The sequence below is a fragment of the Stenotrophomonas maltophilia genome (assembly GCF_006970445.1).
Taxonomy (GTDB): domain Bacteria; phylum Pseudomonadota; class Gammaproteobacteria; order Xanthomonadales; family Xanthomonadaceae; genus Stenotrophomonas; species Stenotrophomonas maltophilia_AU.
On record NZ_CP033877.1, the window covers coordinates 2,477,923 to 2,495,370 of the forward strand.

A 17,448-nucleotide genomic window follows, 5' to 3' on the forward strand; every position below is an offset into this window, starting at 1 on the left:
GCACGCCTCACAGCTGCCAGGAGCCGATATCCGCATTTCCGGCGTCGCCACCGGGCTTGCTGTCCGCCCCCAGCGAGAACACATCGATGTCGCCATGGGTTCCGGGAACCTGGTACTGGTATGGATGGCCCCACGGGTCATTCGGCAGGCGATCCAGGTACGGCGTCACCGGCAACCCACCGCTGCCCTGCGGCGGCTTCACCAGCGCCTGCAGGCCCTGCTCGGCACTGGGATAGCGACCGTTGTCCAGCTTGAACAGTTTCAAGGCCTGCATCAATGCGGCGATGTCCTGGCGCGCCGCCACCACGCGCGCCTGGTCGGGACGGTCCATCAACCGCGGCACGATCAGCGCGGCAAGGATGCCGATGATCACCACCACCACCATGATCTCGATCAGGCTGAAGCCCTGCTGCCGAGTCCTGCGACCACCCACCTGCCTTGCCATTGTTCCGCCCTCGTCATCCTGGAAGAGACCGCTGCACCATGGTCAGCGGTGCATGTGTCAGTACGATAAACATCCGCCTGCAATTCGCTGCGCGGGCGCCTGTGCAGGCGCATGTGCAACCGGTACGCGTGCCGCCTCGAACAGGTGCGGTGGCACGCTGGCCAGCGTTTCGTCGATGCACTCGCGCAGCAACGGATGCGCGCACGCCTGCAGCAGGCGCATGCATTGCATCGGCGACCACGCGGTGCCGTGGTCGAGCCCAATGAACAGCCGGTAGGCCTGGTGGTAGCGCAGATCGTCGTACACGCGTTGCGCGCTGTTGAGATCGCGCAGGATCACCAGCAGGGCCGCACGCTGCAGCAGCCGCGCATCGCCTGCGTCAAGCGGCAGCGCGCCCATGGCCGCATCGGGCCAGGGCCGCAGATGCAGGTCGAGGGCGCGTCGCAGCGCCGCCAATGGATGTGCGCTGCTGTCCAGTGCCGCCCAGCGCGCTGCATCGACCCAGGCATCACTGGACAGCACCCAGACCCACGAGCGCCCGTAACGCTGCACGTTCAAGGGCGTGTGCCGCGCCTGCTCCAGTGACTGGCTCAGGTGGCGATCCAGCTCCAGCATGCTGATCCTGCGACTGTCTGCCATCTGCGTCGCCCGTGCTCCGCGACGCGTGGTGCGTCGTACTCTGGAGAAGACGTCAGCAAGGCCGGTGAAGCGACAACGCGAATGCAACTCTGTGCGCTGGGTGGTGCTTCATCGGCAACGTCATCGCAGCGTCATCCGCCTGCAGGCTTCGCGTTGAAGTCGCGGCGCATCACCCCCGCACCGCCGGGCGAGCACCGCCACTTCACTGCGTGCAGCGAACGCGACCAGTGCATCGGTCATGTCCACGTCATCGCACCATGACGCCATCGCAATGCGCACCGCGGGCAGCTGCCAGCCGTCCATCACGCCATGGGTGCCCGCCACGAACCAGTGCCACAACCGATGATGCAGCACCTGCTCGTGCAGTTGCGCGAGATCGTCGATGCCATGCATATCCATCAGCAGCAGTGCGCGTGCGAGGGCCGCATGCGGCAGTGCCCCGGTTTCAGCCAGGGGCAGCACCTGCTGCTGCAGGCGCAGCAGCATCGCCAGCGGGTGCGACTGCGGATCAAAGTCCAGCAGCACTGCCTGCTGCTGCCACTGCGCATCGGACACCACGCACACCCATGGCGAACCATAGCGGTGCACCATCAGGGGCCGTCGCTGGGTGGTTTCCAGCAACGCAGACAGATTGCGGCGCAGATCCAGCACACCGATGGTCTCGTTGCGCATCCTTGGCGTCTCCTTGCTTGCAACAGCCCTGCGCGGCGCGCACGGCCAGCGTCTTCACCTAACCAAGGACGGCAATGCCACCCGGAAAGCGACGCAGATCCAGCGACATCGTCAGTCGCAGCTGCTCCAGCGCCGCGTCCGGATCATCGATGCGGAAGCGACCGCTGACCGGTGCGCGCGCCAACGCCGATTCACCCAACAGCACCTTGCCGCGCCGGTAGCGGTTGATCTCGTCCACCACCTCGCGCAGCGGTGCGCGACGGAACACCAGCATGCCTTCGGTCCACGCACTCACTTCCGAGGCGACGGCCTCGGCCACCACCCCACTGAGGCGCTCGTCGTACTGGGTCTGCTGGCCAGACTGCAGCTGCAGCCGGCCCTGCGGATGCTCGATGCGAGCGCTGCCCCGCAGGCAGGTCACCCGTACCTGGCCGTGGGTGTTGCGCACATCCAGGCGCACCGCGCCTTCATCGGCAATCACGCAGCCCGGCCCCGCGAACACGGCGAGGCGCAGGCCTGCCTGCGTTTCGATCGCGGCCTGACCCTGCACCAGCTCGAAGCCTTCGCCCTGCGCGTCCGCCCGGCGACGCAGGCTGCTCTGTGTATCCAGTTCGATCTTCAGCTGCGGCACGGGTGCAATCTGCAGTCGCTCACCGGTGCCGGTATGGAAATCGGCCGTCATCGCCGTCACCGAGGGCCACAGCCCCAGCGGCGGGCGGATGGCCGCCACCACTACCAGACTGGCCGGGGCGGCAATCGCGGCGCCCAGGAAGGCGCGCCGGCTCCAGCGCTGGGCCGACGTCGGCGCCACCGGCTGGCGCGCAGCGGCGGGCAGCTTTTCGCCGGCCAGGCGTACCTGCTCCCATTGCCGGCGCGCACGGCCGAACGCTTCACGATGACGCGGATCCGACTCGCACCACGCACGGAACCTGCGCCCGTCGGCGGCGGTCGCCTCGCCCGAGGTCAGCCGCACCACCCACGCGTGGGCCTGACGCTCAACGGCATCCAGCGGGCGTTGCGGGCGATCGTCAGGATCCATGGGGGCTCATGCCGGACCCGCACGCTGCGGGGTTCTGCTCGGCGTCAAAGTGTAGACGGATGCCGTCGCTCAGAACCGCACCTGGCGCCCCTGCCCGCTTCGCTCGGCCAGGTAGTCCTGGGCCGCCTTCAGCTCACGCTGCACCAGCCGCAATGACACGCCGAGATGATCGGCAACATCGCGCTGCTGCAGGCCATCGACGCGGATCGCCAGCAGGATGCGACGACGGCGCTCGGGCATGCGCTGCAGCAGGCCGACCATGTCTTCCAGCGCGAAGTCCAGTTCGGCCGCCTGCGCCGGGCCCGGTGCCGGGTCGGCCATGTCCATCAGCGTATCCACCTCCTCCAGGCTCAGCAGTCGGTGGTCAGCACGTTGGCGGTCGATCACGGTGTTCATCGCCATACGCAGCAGGTAGGCCGCGGGGTTCTGCACGGCATCCAGGCGGTCACGGCGCGCACTCAGGCGCATCCAGGTGTCCTGCAGCGCGTCGCCGGCCAGCTCCTCCGAGCCCAGCTTGCGCACCAGCCGGCGTTTCAGCTCGTCGTAGGCACCCAGAAGGTGGTCCATCAGGTCAACTGCCCCAGCCGTACCGTTGCTCATGTTCGAATCCTTGAAGTCATGGAAGGGGCGCGCGCCGGCCACAGTCGTGGTCGGTGCCGGAAGGACGGATCTGCAGCGTTACCGGCTGCGGCAGCGCGGCGGCCTCGGCCGCCAGCAGCAGGCCCTGCATCGCCTGCAGCAGGCGTGCATCGCGGCGATCACTGCCACTGCCGGACAGCAGCTCGGGCTCGCTCACCTGGCCCGCACCGTCGATGCGGAAGCGCAAGGTCGCGGCATAGCGGCCGGGCGCGATCTCCGGGTCGTCACAGAACGCCGCACGCAGCCGCTGCTGCAGCCCGCCGTAGCGACGCCGACGTTCGGCCTCGGGAAGTTCGGCGCCAACACCCGGCTCGGCGGCCGAGGCCATGCCCCGGCGCAGCACCACGCGCTGCTCGCCGATCACCTCGGCCTCGATGCCGGAATCCTGCAGCAGCGCCTGCAGTGCAGGCAGCGGCGGCAGGCTGGCGCGCAGCGCATGGCTGCTGCGGCCCGCGGCAAGGTCGCCCGGGTACATCACCGACCACCCACTGATGACACTGAAGTGCTCGACCGCCTGTTCCAGCGGCTGCGCGGGGATGTCGTAGGCATGAACACCGTCCTTCGCCACAGCGGCAAAGGACAGCAGCAGCCAAGCGGCGATGGCCACCTTCCAAGTTCTGACCGCATGGTGTCCATTCAGCCCCCTGACGTAGAACACATGACCCTCGGCAGCGACAGCAGCTGCAGTGGACGCGCGGCACGACCGGAACCCCGGCCCGCGCGCGACCAGCAAGCGGGATCAAACCGTACCGGGGGCACATGTCATTGCGATGACCGCCGCCCACGGCCTGGCGTCGAGGCAGGCTCCGTGGAGCCCGTCAACGCATCAGGGATCAATGAATCGAATAGGCCAGGTCATCCACGCCTGGGGTCAGATCCCGTGCCGACTCAAACGTGTCGACCAAGGTCGACACCCACCAAGAGCAGCTCATGCCGTTCCGGCAGATCGCGGGGAACTGTCGAAGGCGGGGTGGGTCCGGTTGCAGGGGTGTCCGCGGCATGGATGCCGCGGCCAAGCCCCCATGGGTGAGGGCGCTTTGCTTGCGAAGCACTGCTTCGCAAGCGCCCGAACGCACAGCCGCCAGCGGCTGGGCCGGACCGCGGAGCGGGGTTTACGGCGTCCCCTGCAACCGGACCCACCCCGCCATCCCTCAGCAGGTCCGCTGTTGCTGTTGCTCCTGAGGTTGCCGGCCAGCGGCCGGCACTACCGCGGGTACCGGGTGCAACCCGGCCGCAACCACCCATCCCTCAAAGCGGCAGCTGGGTCGTCTGCTTGATCCGCTGCATCGGAATCTCGGTCTTGGTGTTCTGCACCCCGGCAATCCGGTTCAGGTGCTGCATCTGGAACTGCCGGTAGGCATCAAGGTCGGCCACCGCCACCCGCAGCAGGAAATCGCAGTCACCCGCCATCAGATGGCATTCAAGCACTTCCGGGAAAGACTTGATGCTGTTGATGAAGTGATTGGTGGTGTCCTCGTCCTGCCCGCGCAGCCACACGCGCACGAACACGGTGAAGCCACGGCCCACCTTGGCCTCGTTCAACAAGGCCACATAGCGGTCGATGTAGCCGCCCTCCTCCAGCAACCGCACCCGGCGCAGGCAGGCCGACGGCGAAAGGCCCACCAGCCGGGCCAGCTCCAGGTTCTGCAGGCGGCCGTCGCGCTGCAGGGCGTCGAGGATGCGCCGATCAAGGTTGTCGAGCTGGTACTGCATGGAATTTCATCCCTCTCGCTTCTGGCCGCATGAAATATCAATCATCCAGAATCAAGTGGCATCAACGCAACCCGATTTCGTGATTGGACCGCTAGCATGGGCCACCCCCACCTCGTTGTGCCGCTCCATGGACGCCCGTACCACCCTCCCCCTGCCCGACACCTGCGATACCGCCCCGCGTGCCGAATTCCTGCGCGGCCTGCGTGCCGCCGTGCCGGTGATGATCGGCTTCATTCCGTTCGCCCTGGTGCTCGGCGCGCAGGCGGCCCAGAAGGGCCTGAGCGCACTGGAAGTGCCACTGATGACCGGCCTCAACTTCGCTGGCGGTTCGGAGTTCGCCGCCGTCGAACTGTGGACCTCTCCGCCGCACATCGCACTGATCGTGGCGATCACCGCGCTGGTCAACAGCCGCCACCTGTTGATGGGCGCCAGCCTGGCCCCGCTGCTGCAGCACCTGCCGCGCCGCCGCGTGCTGCCGGCCCTGTTCTTCATGTGCGATGAAAGCTGGGCGATGGGCGTAGCCGATGCGCGCCGCCGCGCGCTTGGCTTCAGCCTGGCCTACTACCTGGGCGTGTCGGCAGGCCTGTACACGGTCTGGGTGGCCTGCACCGCATTGGGCGCGATCGTCGGCCCGATGCTGGGCGACATCCACGCCTATGGCTTCGACATGGCCTTCCCGGCCGTGTTCCTGGTGCTGCTACGCGGCATGTGGCAAGGCATGAAGGCGGCGCGGCCGTGGCTGGTCAGCCTGGTCGTGGCCGCGGCCACTTACCTGCTGATCCCGGGTGCCTGGTACGTGGCCAGCGGCGCATTGGCCGGCCTGGCGGCCGCCTGGCTGCTGGCGGAGGACGCGGCATGATCTTCAATGGACTGATCCACTGGACCTCGGTGCTGACCATCGTACTGATGGCCGCCGCCACCTACCTGACCCGCATCGTCGGCTTCCTCGCGCTGCGCAACCGCACGTTGAGCAAACGCGCAGTGACGGTGATGGAAGCCGCACCTGGCTGCGTGCTGATCTCGGTGATCGCCCCGGACTTCGTCGCCGACAAGCCCGCCGACCTGGCCGCACTGGCGATCACCCTGCTGGCCGCCACGCGGCTGTCGATGCTGCCGACGGTGCTGATCGGCGTGGTCTCGGCCGGTGTGTTGCGCTATCTGATGGGCTGACGCGCCCGCGACTTCCCCACGGGGTGTGACTGGAGGCGCAAGTGTCGCCATTGGCGCGACCTGCGCATGTGTCTGGCGCGTCGAATGAGGCCCGAAGCCAATTACCGGAGGTAATTGAAACAATTCCGATTGCCTGATCGAGCCTGAGCCGGTACGGATCGACTACCGAATCAGCAGGTTGAGCTGAACGGTCAATCGACGTCCAACGTGGAGAGTACCAATGAGCAATCTGCAGGTTGTCGTGGTAGCAATCGGTATCACCCTCATCTCTACTGGCTGCGGGCCGATGGAGTGGCAGTTGAGCGCATCGTGCGAAGAAACGAAGAAGTGCCGGATCGAAGGCAGGATTGGAGGCAAGATCGGAGGAGGCGAACGCGATGGCCTACCTTGGTTCGAGCGAATTCTGCTGGCGTCGACATCAGAAGTACCAGATGCCGCGCAGTTCGAAATCGACGTCTCGGGTTCATCCATAGCCTTCCCAGCCAATGGATCTGTAACCCTGCTGTTGTTTGATGGCCGGCAAGGAACCAGCATCGCCGCCAAGCAGTTCCAATGGCATCGAACAGGAACTGTCCTCCGGCTTGTCGATCCGGATGGTGCGAACGCCTGGGCCGCATCTGCGTCCGGTCCAGCGACCGAGTTGAGATACGACCTCGCAACATTCGATGTAGGTGCAGCCCCTGGACCAAATACCATCGCGGCGGCCTCTCGATACAGCGGAGCCACCCGGGCAGCTTCAGTCTCGGAATTTCAAGTCTGTACGAAGTATCCATCGCCGTATCAATGCGGACTGACCCCCTGATGCAGCGTCGCCAGTCCAGGCGTACCCAACCGGGCTCCGTCGTCGGGCACTACCCTGGGCTGGCGGCAATCCTTCTGGCCACAAGTGCGTGCCAATCCCTCCAGCTGCCTCCCCGGAACCTGGTCAGCACCGATGGGGGGTATGCCACCCTGCTGCGAGGCCCTTCCTCGCATCTGAAGATCAGCACAGTATCAGTGCTACCCGGCCCGGAAAGCTTGGAGTATCCCAACCGATCCATCGAGTGCGGGCGATCATCCATTGCAACCCGGGTTCTCTGGGCGGATGGAACGCTCTCGGCCATGCAGGCGTCACGGCTCTGCGAGGCGGCTGCACGATCCGCTGGACTGCCGCTCCAGGCCAATGGGCAGGAACGGACGCCTGTGCGTTATCAGCTCACAATCGTGAGTGACGGCGGCGGTATCTGGCGACAACTGCCAGGACCAGAGCGGCCGGGCCAGGTGGTCGGCTTCTGGTTTCCCTCCAGCCCGGACGCTGATTCGCTGCGCAGGCGCGTGATCGCCACCACCGCGCATGAATTCCAGCATATTGCCACCGCATTGTCAGGGCAGCCGCGGCGCAGCGGGCAGCGGGAACCAGACGCCTATCTGGCAGGCGCATGTGCGCAGTTGCTGATCGAGGGCACCCTTGCGCGCGCGAACCTCCCGGACGGACACGATCCGCGAGCTGATCCGTTCCTGCCATCCGCCGCCAGGCGCTCCGCGCATGCGGGCAGTACGACCGGGGCAGCACTGCTGCGGTTCTTCGGCGACGCAGACACCTTGCACATCAATGAAGGAGGTCGCCACCTCGTGCAGCATTGCCACGAGACGATCAGCTTTCCCCTGCAGCAGTGAACGCTCCCTGCGACACCCGGTCGCAGGTCATCGCGCCACCCACTTGACCAATGTCAAACCGCCCGCCGCCGTGCGGGCGTATTTCTATGCAGGACCCGAACACGCCGGCGTTACCGGCATCCACAAGGACCCTGCGATGAGCTACACCCCCGACAACGCCCAGCTCCTGAACGCCATGCAGAACGTCATGGTGATCTCCACCACCGACCTGCAGGGCAACATCACCTACGCCAACGACCTGTTCTGCACGCTTACCGGTTTCGCCCGCGAGGAACTGATCGGCCAGCCGCACAGCATCGTGCGCCATCCGGATGTGCCCAAGGCGGTCTACAAGGACATGTGGGACACCATCAAGGCCGGCAAGACCTGGACCGGCATCGTGCCCAACCTTGGCAAGGGCGGCGTGCTCTACGTGGTCGATACCACCGTGCAGCCGCTGTTCGACGCCGACGGCAACATCACCTCGTACATCAGCATCCGCCGCGTGGTGAACGACCTGATGCAGAACTACGACCTGGTCGAGTTCAGCAAGGAAAAGTTCGACGACTTCTACGAGGCCGCGTGAACGCCCTCCCGACCAGTACGCCCTTCAGCCGCCTGCTGGTGGGTTTCGCGTCCGAGTCGGGCAATGCCCGCGCCCTGGCCCAGCGCCTGGGCGCGGACCTGCAGCCGCACGCGCCGCAGGTGCTCCCGTTCAACGATATCGACGTGGCCAGTCTCGGCCACGGCGATGTGCTGCTGGCGATCTCCAGCTCGTTCGGCGATGGCGAACCGCCGGCCAACGGCGAGCAGTTCTTCGAAACGCTGCGCCAGACCCCGACACTGAGCGGCCTGCGCTATGCGGTGTTCGGCCTTGGTGATACCGGCTACCCCAGCTTCTGCGGCTTCACCAAGGCGCTGGATGCTGCATTGAGCGAGCGCCAGGCGCAGCCGTTGCTGCATCGGGTGGACGCCGACCTGGGCTACGAGCACTTCTTCCAGCAATGGCAGCCGGTGCTGGGCCAGGTGCTGGATGGCGACCTCAGCGCTGGCCAGGACCTGCACCTGCAGGTGACCGCGTATGGCGAAGACAATGCCTTTGCCGCCCCCATTCTCGAACGTCGCCGCCTGAACAGCAGCGACCCCGCCGCCTGGCACCTGCAGCTGGATATTGCCGGCAGTGGTATGGCGTACCGCGCGGGCGACACCCTGCACGCGGTACCGGAGAACGACCCCGCCCTGCTGCAGGCATTGGCGACCTGGTACGGCGACACCGCCGCCGTGGCCGCCCTGCACGACCGCGAGCTGCGCCTGCTGAGCAAGAGTGTGCTGCGCGAACTGGCCAAGCTCGGCGGTAGCGAGGTACTGAAGGGCCTGTTGAAGGTCAGCCAGAAGCGCGAGCTGGAAGCCTACCTGCACGGCCTGGACCTGCTGGACGTGCTGCAGGACCACGCCACGCCGGACAGCGTGCCGCTGGCCCGGCTGCGTGAACTGCTGTCACCGCGACTGCCGCGCGCCTATTCGATCGCCTCGCACCCGTGCGACGACCAGCTGAGCCTGTGCGTGCGCGAAGTGCGCTACACCCTGCGCGGCCGCGAGCGCTTCGGCACTGCCACCGGCAGCCTGCTGCATGGCGGCGATCATGCCCGTGTGTACTGCCGCTCCAACCCTGGCTTCCACCTGCCCGATACCGGCGAGGCACCGCTGCTGCTGGTCGGCACCGGCACCGGCATCGCACCGTTGATGGGCCTGATGCAGGAGCTGCAGGCCGGTGCCTGCGAACGCGAAGTGCACCTGGTGTTCGGCGAGAAGCACAGTCAGCACGACTACCTGTATCGCGACCAGCTGCAGGACTGGCACGCGCGTGGCGTGCTGGCCGGCCTGCATACCGCGTTCTCGCGCGATGGCGCCGAAAAGGTCTATGTGCAGCATGTGCTGCAGCAGCGCGCCAGCGAAGTGCGCGACGTCCTGGCCCGCGGTGGGCATCTGTACCTGTGCGGCAACAAGAGCCACCTGGAAGGCGCGGTGCGTGAGGCCATCGATGCCATCGGTGGTGAAGGACACTGGGACACACTGCGGGGCGAAGGCCGCACGCACTGCGAATTGTATTGACCTGTCCATGAGGTAGAGCCCGCCGCTGGGCGGCTGCGCTCCGCACCATGAAGCTGCCGGCCAGCGGCCGGCACTACCCAGAACCGTTACATCGGCACGCCCACGATCACGCTCGACGCCTTGAACAGCACCGTCGCTGTACCTCCCTCTGGATCGGTAGAGCCGGCCGCTGGCCGGCTGCGCTCCGCACCGTGAAGCTGCCGGCCAGCGGCCGGCACTACCCAGAACCTTTACATCGGCACGCCCACGATCACGCTCGACGCCTTGAACAGCACCGTCGCCGCGGTACCCTCCTGCAGCTCCAGCGCCGCTGTACTGGTACGGGTGATCACCGCCACCACGCTGCAGCCATGGCCAATATCCACCACCACCTCATCGTTCACCGCACCCTCGGTAATACGTTCCACCGTGCCGGTGAACTGGTTGCGTGCCGAGTAACGCGCACCCTCGCCCTGCGCCACGATCACCGACGAGGCCTTCACCAGCGCATAGGCCGGCACGCCCACCGCCAGGCCCAGCGATTCCACGCTGCCATGGGTGATGGTGGCGACCAGCGCGAGGCCCGGCGCTACTTCAATCTGCACTTCATCGTTGACGGCGCCGCTGGCCAGCGCACTGACCCGGCCATGGAACTGGTTGCGTGCACTGGTGATCATGCCGATTCTCCGGATCAGGGCCAGATCCTCGTCCAGCCCGGGGGTGGCCTGCAGCGACTGCAGGAACGTACGGTGCGCGCGCTCGACCTCCTCGAAACGGGCGATCAGCTGGTGGCCGCGCTCGGTCAGTCGTGCACCGCCGCCGCCACGGCCGCCCACGCTGCGCGCGACCAGCGGTTCGCCGGCCGCGGTGTTCATCGCGTCCACCGCGTCCCAGGCGTTCTTGTAGGTCATGCCCATGCGCTTGGCGGCCTGGCTGATCGAGCCACACGCGTCGATCAGGCCCAGCAGCGCGAAGCGTCCGCGGCCACCCACGCTCTGCCCGGCAATGCTCAGCCACAGGTTGCCCTGAAGTTCCAACGGCGGCTCGGCCTCACTCATCGTGCTTCGATCCCTGCGTTCGCGCGAGCGGCCAGTGTACGGCGTGGCCGCCCTGCACCGGGCTTGATATCGATCAAGGTAGCCGTGCCGGCCAGCGCCGAGAATCCCCGGGTCGGTCATCAAGTTGACCCCTGCCAACCGTTATATCATCTTTGATATAACGAACCTGAGGACTCGCGAGGATGCGTACCTGTCGTTTCGTTCTACCCCTGTCTGCCCTGCTGCTCCCGCTTGCCGCCACCGCCGCCGACGCCGCCTCGCCGCCGCCGGTGTTCACCCTGGGCACGATCGACGTGCGTGCCGAGCGCGGCACCTCGCCCACCGTGGCCGAACGCAGCCTCGATGCCGAACGCATCCAGCAGCTCGACCGCAATACGGTCGGTGATGCGGTCAGCGTGCTGCCGGGCGTGAGCCTGGCCCGCAACTCGCGCAACGAGGACATGGTCTACCTGCGCGGCTTCGACGCACGGCAGGTGCCGGTGTTCCTCGACGGCATCCCGCTGTACGTGCCCTATGACGGCTACGTGGACTTCGGCCGCTTCACCACCTTCGACCTTGCCGAGATCCAGGTCGCCAGCGGCGGTGCCTCGCTGCTGTACGGGCCGAACATCCTCGGCGGTGCGATCAACCTGGTCAGTCGCCGTCCCGAGCGCCCACTTGAAGGCGATGTGCGGCTGGGCGTGGCCGATGGCGGCGAGCGCAAGGCGGCCGTCAATATCGGTGGCCGCCGTGGCGACTGGTACTTCCAGCTTGGTGCGTCGATCCTGAAGGCCGATGAATTCCCGCTGCCGGATGGCTTCGTCGACTACAAGCGCGTGCCCACCGATACCGGCAAGGACCGCCGCAACGCCTCGCGCGACGACCGTCGCCTGTCGTTCAAGCTGGGCTATACCCCGCGCGAGGGCGACGAGTACGCGATCGGCTACGCGCGCCAGGACGGCGAGAAGGACAACCCGGTCTACACCGGCACCGCGCGCAGCGGCATCCGTTACTGGCGCTGGCCGTGGTGGGACAAGGACAGCCTGTACTTCATCGGCAACACCCGGCTGGGCGAGCACACCACGCTGCGCACCCGCGTCTACCGCGATACCTATGGCAACGGCCTGGATGCCTACACCGACGGCAGCTACCAGGTGGCGATGGACAACAGCAGCTTCCCCAGCATCTACGACGACCGCACCGTGGGCGGCTCGGTAACCCTGGCCACCACGGCGCTGCCGCGCCAGGAACTGCAGTTCGCGATCCACTACAAGGAAGACCAGCACAGCGAGCGCAACCCGCACTCGCCCACCAAGGACTTCCGTGATGTCACCACCTCGGTGGCGATCGAGGACCGCATCGCGCTGACCAACACCTCGCACCTGCGCGTGGGCATCGGCCATGACCGCCGCGACGCCAAGCGCGTGTATTTCTGGCCAACCGGCAGCACCGATGCCACCAATGCGGTGCTGGAGTACGTGCAGCAACTGGCGCCGGACCAGCAGTGGTATGCAAGCGCCGCGCGGCGCACGCGTTTCCCGACCATCAAGGATCGCTACTCCGCGCGCATGGGTTCAGCCCTGCCCAACCCGGACCTGAAGGCCGAGCATGCCACTCACTTCGAGGTGGGCCTGCGTGGCAGTTGGTGGGAAGGCGGCCAGTTGCAGGCGGCGCTGTTCCAGAGCCGTATCGATGACCTGATCCAGAACGCGGTGGTGGCCTCGCGCGAATGCGGCGGCAGCACCTGCAACCAGGCGCAGAACATCGGCAAGGCCCGCCACCAGGGTGTCGAACTGGGCCTGCGCCAGCGCATCGGCAATGACTGGGACGTGCAGACCAGCTACACCTGGCTGCGCCGCACCAACCTGGAAGACCGCAGCGTGGCCCTGCTCGACAGCCCGCGCCAACGGCTGTTCATGGCGGTGGGCTGGCAGCTGCTGCCGCAGTTGAAGCTGCAGGCCACGCTGGAAGCCGAACAGGGCCGCAAGGTCAGCTACGCCGATGCCGCACGCCCGGTACGTGACCTGCCCGGCTATGGCATCACCGGCTTCAAGGCCAGCTGGAGCCCGCGCGAGGCCTGGGATTTCGACCTCGGCGTGCGCAACATCGGTGACAAATGGTACGAACTGGCCGACGGCTACCCGATGCCGGGCCGCACCTGGTTCGCCAATGCCAACTGGAGGTTCTGAACATGACCGCGTCCCCGCCGCCTCGCATCGCGGCCATCGTGCATGACCACAGCGGCGAGCCCGATGGCCTGCTGGCCGCATTCGCCGCACGCCAGCTGGCCGCCGGCCACCGCGTGCGCGGGCTGGTGCACCTGCCACACGAACCCATCGCCAACGGCAAGAAGCGCATGGCCCTGATGGACGTGACCGATCCCGGTTCACGCTACCCGATCAGCCAGGCGCTGGGCCCGGCGTCCTGCGGCTGCAACCTGGACCCGGGCGGCATCGCCGATGCCAGCGCGGTGCTGCGCCGCGCGTTGCAGGAACATGCCGAGCTCGCCATCGCCAACCGTTTCGGCACGCTGGAGTCGGAAGGCGGCGGCATGGCCGATGAGCTGCTGGCATTGATGCTGGCCGGCATTCCGTTGTTGACGGCGGTGAAGCTGCCCTACCTCGATGCGTGGCGCCAGTTCACCGGCGGCATGGCCATCGAGCTGCCCGCCGAGGACACCGCGCTGCAGGCCTGGTGGGACGCCTGCCGCAACGCGCCGGAGGCCGCTGCATGAGGCGGCGCGCCCTGCTGCAGGCATTCGCGCTGGCACCATTGCTGGTCGCCAGTGCCGAGCTGCTGGCGATGCCGGCGCATCGTGTGCTGCGGCTGGGAGCGCCCAAGGCCACGCCCAAACGCGTGTTCGCGGCCGGTCCGCCGGCTGCGGTGCTGCTCGCCGCCGTGGCACCCGACCGCCTGCTGGGCTGGCCGATGAAGGTCTCACCCGACGCACTGGCGCAGCTGCCGGCTTCGCTGCGCACGTTGCCAGTGGTCGGCCGCCTGGCCGGACGCGGGAGCACGGTCAGCCTCGAGCGTCTGCTCGCGATGCAGCCGGACCTGGTGCTGGATGCCGGTGACTTCGATGCCAATTACCGCGACTCGGCCGAGCGGGTCTGGAAGCAGACCGCGATTCCCTTCGAACTGATTGCCGGGCGCCTGCCCGATCATCCGGCACAGCTGCGCCACGTGGGCCGGCTGCTGGGTGCCGCCGCACGCGGCGAAGCGCTGGCGCAGGCCGCCGAGGCACAGCTGGCATTGGTGCGCGAGGTGCTGGCGACGCGGCCTGCAGCAACGCGGCCCACGGTGTACTACGGGCGTGGCAGCGATGGCCTGGAAAGCGGCCTGTCCGGCTCGATCAACACCGAAGTCATCGAGTTCTGTGGCGGCCGCAACGTGGCCGCCAGTGCCGGTGCCGGTGGCCTCGCGCGCGTGTCATTCGAACAACTGCTGGCCTGGGATCCGGACGTGATCCTGACCCAGGATGTCGGCTTCGCTGCGCATGCGGCACAGGATCCACGCTGGCGCGCCCTGCGTGCCGTACGCGAGCGCCGCCTGCACTGCGCGCCGGTGCTGCCGTTCGGATGGCTGGATGGCCCGCCCGGCATCAACCGTTTGCCCGGCCTGCCGTGGCTGCTGTCCAGGCTGCATCCGGGTGCAGTGCCCGCGCTTGCGCCCGCCGCGCTGCGTGCCCGCATCGGCGCGCTGCATCAGCTGCTGTGGGGCGAGCCATTGCCCGCCCAGCTTGCACGCAGCCTGGATGCGAACGCCTGAGCATGCGCACGCTTCCACGTTGGGCCTGGCATGCCGGTGGCTGGAGCCTGCTGCTGGCGATGCTGCTGCTGGCGTTCTCGGTTGGCCAGTTCCCGGTGCGCCCTGCGGCGCTGCTGCACGCCATCGGCTGGCAGCTGTTCGGCATCGGCGAACCCAGCCCGCCTGCGGTGCAGGCCGCGCTCTGGCACATCCGCCTGCCACGGGTGTTGGCCGCCGTGCTGATCGGTGCAGTGCTGTCGGCAGCCGGTGCGGCCTACCAGGCCATGTTCCGCAATCCGCTGGTGTCACCGGACATCCTCGGCGTCTCCGCCGGTGCCGGACTGGGCGCTTCGCTGGGCCTGTTCCTCGGCCTGCCGATGCTGCTGGTGCAGGGCATTGCGTTTGCGGGCGGGTTGGGTGCGGTGGGCCTGGTCTGCCTGGTGGCAGCGCTGGTGCGGCGGCACGATCCGGTGCTGGTACTGGTACTGGCCGGTGTCGCGGTGTCGGCACTGCTCGGTGCCGGCATCTCGCTGCTGAAACTACTGGCCGATCCGTACACGCAGTTGCCGTCGATCACCTTCTGGCTGCTGGGTGGTTTGAACGCCGTGGTCATCGACGACCTCAAGGTCACCGCGCCGCTGCTGCTGGTCGGGCTGTTGCCGCTGGTGCTGCTGCGCTGGCGGGTGAACCTGCTCGGCCTGGGTGACGAAGAGGCCAGCGCGCTGGGCGTGGCGGTCACCCCGCTGCGCTGGACGCTGATCGCCGCCGCTACGCTATGCACCGCCGCGGCGGTGTCACTGGCCGGCATCATCGGCTGGGTCGGGTTGGTGGTTCCGCATATCGCTCGGCTGCTGGTCGGCGCTGATTTCCGCCGCCTGCTGCCGGCCAGCCTGCTGCTCGGCGCCAGCTTCCTGCTCGCCGCCGATACGCTGGCGCGCACCCTGGCGCCAATCGAGCTGCCGCTCGGCATTCTCACTGCGTTCGTCGGTGTGCCGTGCTTCCTGCTGGTACTGGCGCGCAGCGAGCGTCGCCCATGAGCGCCGCCACACCGCTGCTGGAAGCACGCGGATTGGCCATCGGCCATGCCGGCGTAGCACTGGGTGCGCCGTTCGCGCTGTCGGTACAGCCTGGCGAGGTGCTGTGCCTGCTTGGCCCCAACGGCTGTGGCAAGACCACCCTGTTTCGTACGCTGCTCGGCCTGCTGCCTGCAGTGCACGGCGAGGTGGACCTGCAGGGCTCGCCGTTGCGCACGCATGATCGCGCCGCCCGCGCCCGCCGTATGGGCTATGTGCCGCAGGCCGCGCCGCTGCCCTTTGCCTGGCGCGTGCGCGAGGTGGTGGCGATGGGTCGCGCCGCGCACCTGGGCCTGCTGGGGGCACCCGGTCGCGCTGATGAAGCCATCGCCGATGACTGCCTGCGCGAACTGGGCCTGCAGGCGCTGGCCGACCGCACCGTCACCACGCTCAGCGGTGGCGAACGCCAGCTGGTACTGATCGCACGTGCACTGGCCCAGCAGGCGCAACTGCTGGTGATGGACGAACCCACCGCCAGCCTCGATTTCGGCAACCAGCTGCGCATCCTCGATACCGTGCGCCGCCTGGCCGATCGTGGCATCGGCGTGCTGCTGTCCACCCATCAACCGCAGCACGCGCTGCAGGTGGCCGACCGCATCGCGTTGATGTCCACCGGCAGCCTGCAGGCGCTCGGTCCTGCCCGTGAGGTCGCAACGCCCGAACGCCTCGCCACCCTGTATGGCGTCGATGCCGCACGCGTCGCCGCCGCCCTGCCCGCTTCTGGAATTTCTACATGAGTACACCCCTACCCACCCCGATCGACCACAGCGCACGTTATCGCCAACACCTGCAGGCCTGTGGTTTCCAGGCAAAGCCGGCCAGTGCCTGGGATGCGCGTGCCGCACAGTCCAGTTGGAAGCGCCGTCACGACGACTACAGCGAAGCGTTCCTCGCCCGGCTTGATCTCTCCGGCGTGGCCACCGTGCTCGACGTGGGCTGCGGCCCCGGCCTGCTGAGCCTGCCGATTGCCGCGCAGGTCGGCCATGTGCACGCGCTCGACTACAGCACCGCCATGCTCGACGGCCTGCGCGCCGCGATCACCCGCGACGGCGTTCCCAACGTCACGCCGTGGGCGCTGTCGTGGACCGACGACTGGCACGACGTGCCGCGCTGTGATCTGGCCATTGCCTCGCGCTCGCTGATGGTGGCGGATCTGGAGGCCGCGCTGCGCAGGCTGGATGCGCACGCTCGCCAGCGTGCCTGCATCACCTTCGCTACCGGCCCCCGGGCCGGTGTGCCGGAGTTGGCCGAGCTGCTTGGCCGTGACTGGGTGCCGATGCCCGACCACCGCTACCCGATCAACATGCTGCTGGACATGGGCCGTGAACCGCAGGTGGATTACCTGCCCGAATCAGTACGCGACGTCGCGCAGGATGCCGACGGCCTGGTGCGCCAAACCACGGAGCTGTTCGGTGCATTGGATGCGGATGAGGAAGCACGCGTACGTGCATGGCATGCACGTTCGCCGCAGCACCGTTTCGGCATGGCACCGACGCGGCGCTGGGCGTTCATCCAGTGGGCGACGAACGGCTGAACCGGTAGAGCCCG

At 67.5% G+C, this 17,448-nt stretch carries 20 protein-coding genes; 12 read left to right on the forward strand and 8 right to left on the reverse strand.

Annotated elements, in window-relative coordinates; translation table 11 throughout:
• Positions 1-7 precede the first annotated feature (7 nt).
• From gspG to EGM71_RS11430, 7 genes are all read right to left on the reverse strand, one after another.
• A complete protein-coding gene (gene gspG / locus EGM71_RS11400) occupies positions 8-445 on the reverse strand; it encodes a type II secretion system major pseudopilin GspG (protein WP_121503446.1) in 438 nt (145 codons plus the stop codon).
• 57 nt (positions 446-502) lie between these two features.
• The gene (locus tag EGM71_RS11405; protein ID WP_223224450.1) at positions 503-1,060 is read right to left on the reverse strand and encodes a hypothetical protein; all 558 of its coding nucleotides are present in this window, start codon (positions 1,058-1,060) and stop codon (positions 503-505) included.
• A gap of 144 nt (positions 1,061-1,204) precedes the next feature.
• A complete protein-coding gene (locus tag EGM71_RS11410) occupies positions 1,205-1,756 on the reverse strand; it encodes a hypothetical protein (RefSeq protein WP_188485022.1) in 552 nt (183 codons plus the stop codon).
• 58 nt (positions 1,757-1,814) lie between these two features.
• Entirely contained in the window at positions 1,815-2,795 is a 981-nt protein-coding gene (locus EGM71_RS11415; protein ID WP_188485023.1) for a FecR family protein, read from the reverse strand.
• Between the two features lie 69 nt (positions 2,796-2,864).
• Positions 2,865-3,395 (reverse strand): RNA polymerase sigma factor, encoded by a 531-nt coding sequence (locus tag EGM71_RS11420; RefSeq protein WP_019337777.1) that lies wholly within the window; start codon positions 3,393-3,395, stop codon positions 2,865-2,867.
• Positions 3,396-3,411: 16 nt separating this feature from the next.
• On the reverse strand, positions 3,412-4,092 hold the full coding sequence (locus EGM71_RS11425) for an STN domain-containing protein (protein WP_188485024.1): 681 nt from the start codon (positions 4,090-4,092) through the stop codon (positions 3,412-3,414).
• A gap of 590 nt (positions 4,093-4,682) precedes the next feature.
• Positions 4,683-5,147: an Lrp/AsnC family transcriptional regulator gene (locus EGM71_RS11430; RefSeq protein ID WP_005413654.1), complete on the reverse strand. Its 465-nt coding sequence runs from the start codon at positions 5,145-5,147 to the stop codon at positions 4,683-4,685.
• Positions 5,148-5,274: 127 nt separating this feature from the next.
• Between EGM71_RS11430 and EGM71_RS11435 the strand changes: the two genes are divergently transcribed.
• The 6 genes from EGM71_RS11435 (at position 5,275) to EGM71_RS11460 (ending at position 10,064) form a co-directional block, all read left to right on the forward strand.
• Positions 5,275-6,006: an AzlC family ABC transporter permease gene (locus tag EGM71_RS11435; RefSeq protein ID WP_065177662.1), complete on the forward strand. Its 732-nt coding sequence runs from the start codon at positions 5,275-5,277 to the stop codon at positions 6,004-6,006.
• Entirely contained in the window at positions 6,003-6,317 is a 315-nt protein-coding gene (locus EGM71_RS11440) for an AzlD family protein (RefSeq protein ID WP_005409898.1), read from the forward strand. Before EGM71_RS11435 ends, EGM71_RS11440 begins: the two co-directional genes overlap by 4 nt.
• Before the next feature lie 220 nt (positions 6,318-6,537).
• A complete protein-coding gene (locus EGM71_RS11445; protein WP_188485025.1) occupies positions 6,538-7,119 on the forward strand; it encodes a hypothetical protein in 582 nt (193 codons plus the stop codon).
• 380 nt (positions 7,120-7,499) lie between these two features.
• Positions 7,500-7,973 carry a hypothetical protein gene (locus EGM71_RS11450; protein WP_188485026.1) on the forward strand — a complete coding sequence of 158 codons (474 nt, stop codon included), beginning with the start codon at positions 7,500-7,502 and terminating at the stop codon, positions 7,971-7,973.
• Positions 7,974-8,109: 136 nt separating this feature from the next.
• Entirely contained in the window at positions 8,110-8,538 is a 429-nt protein-coding gene (locus EGM71_RS11455; RefSeq protein WP_005409905.1) for a PAS domain-containing protein, read from the forward strand.
• Entirely contained in the window at positions 8,535-10,064 is a 1,530-nt protein-coding gene (locus EGM71_RS11460) for a diflavin oxidoreductase (RefSeq protein WP_188485027.1), read from the forward strand. Before EGM71_RS11455 ends, EGM71_RS11460 begins: the two co-directional genes overlap by 4 nt.
• A 230-nt stretch (positions 10,065-10,294) precedes the next feature.
• Here the strand turns inward: EGM71_RS11460 and EGM71_RS11465 are convergent, their stop codons facing one another.
• Entirely contained in the window at positions 10,295-11,101 is an 807-nt protein-coding gene (locus EGM71_RS11465) for a TOBE domain-containing protein (protein ID WP_188485028.1), read from the reverse strand.
• 182 nt (positions 11,102-11,283) lie between these two features.
• Between EGM71_RS11465 and EGM71_RS11470 the strand changes: the two genes are divergently transcribed.
• From EGM71_RS11470 to EGM71_RS11495, 6 genes are read left to right on the forward strand one after another with little or no spacing between them, the layout of a single operon-like run.
• Complete coding sequence (locus tag EGM71_RS11470) at positions 11,284-13,269, forward strand: TonB-dependent receptor plug domain-containing protein (RefSeq protein ID WP_188485029.1); 1,986 nt, start codon at positions 11,284-11,286, stop codon at positions 13,267-13,269.
• Between the two features lie 2 nt (positions 13,270-13,271).
• Positions 13,272-13,814: a DUF2478 domain-containing protein gene (locus EGM71_RS11475; protein ID WP_188485030.1), complete on the forward strand. Its 543-nt coding sequence runs from the start codon at positions 13,272-13,274 to the stop codon at positions 13,812-13,814.
• On the forward strand, positions 13,811-14,848 hold the full coding sequence (locus EGM71_RS11480) for an ABC transporter substrate-binding protein (protein WP_188485031.1): 1,038 nt from the start codon (positions 13,811-13,813) through the stop codon (positions 14,846-14,848). Before EGM71_RS11475 ends, EGM71_RS11480 begins: the two co-directional genes overlap by 4 nt.
• Positions 14,849-14,850: 2 nt before the next feature.
• Positions 14,851-15,864, forward strand: coding sequence for a FecCD family ABC transporter permease (locus EGM71_RS11485; RefSeq protein ID WP_188485032.1), 1,014 nt, complete (start codon positions 14,851-14,853; stop codon positions 15,862-15,864).
• Positions 15,861-16,637: an ABC transporter ATP-binding protein gene (locus EGM71_RS11490; RefSeq protein WP_188485033.1), complete on the forward strand. Its 777-nt coding sequence runs from the start codon at positions 15,861-15,863 to the stop codon at positions 16,635-16,637. Before EGM71_RS11485 ends, EGM71_RS11490 begins: the two co-directional genes overlap by 4 nt.
• Positions 16,634-17,434, forward strand: a complete 801-nt coding sequence (locus EGM71_RS11495) for a class I SAM-dependent methyltransferase (protein WP_188485034.1) — start codon at positions 16,634-16,636, stop codon at positions 17,432-17,434. The genes EGM71_RS11490 and EGM71_RS11495 overlap by 4 nt, the downstream gene beginning before the upstream one ends.
• The last annotated feature ends 14 nt before the right edge of the window (positions 17,435-17,448 follow it).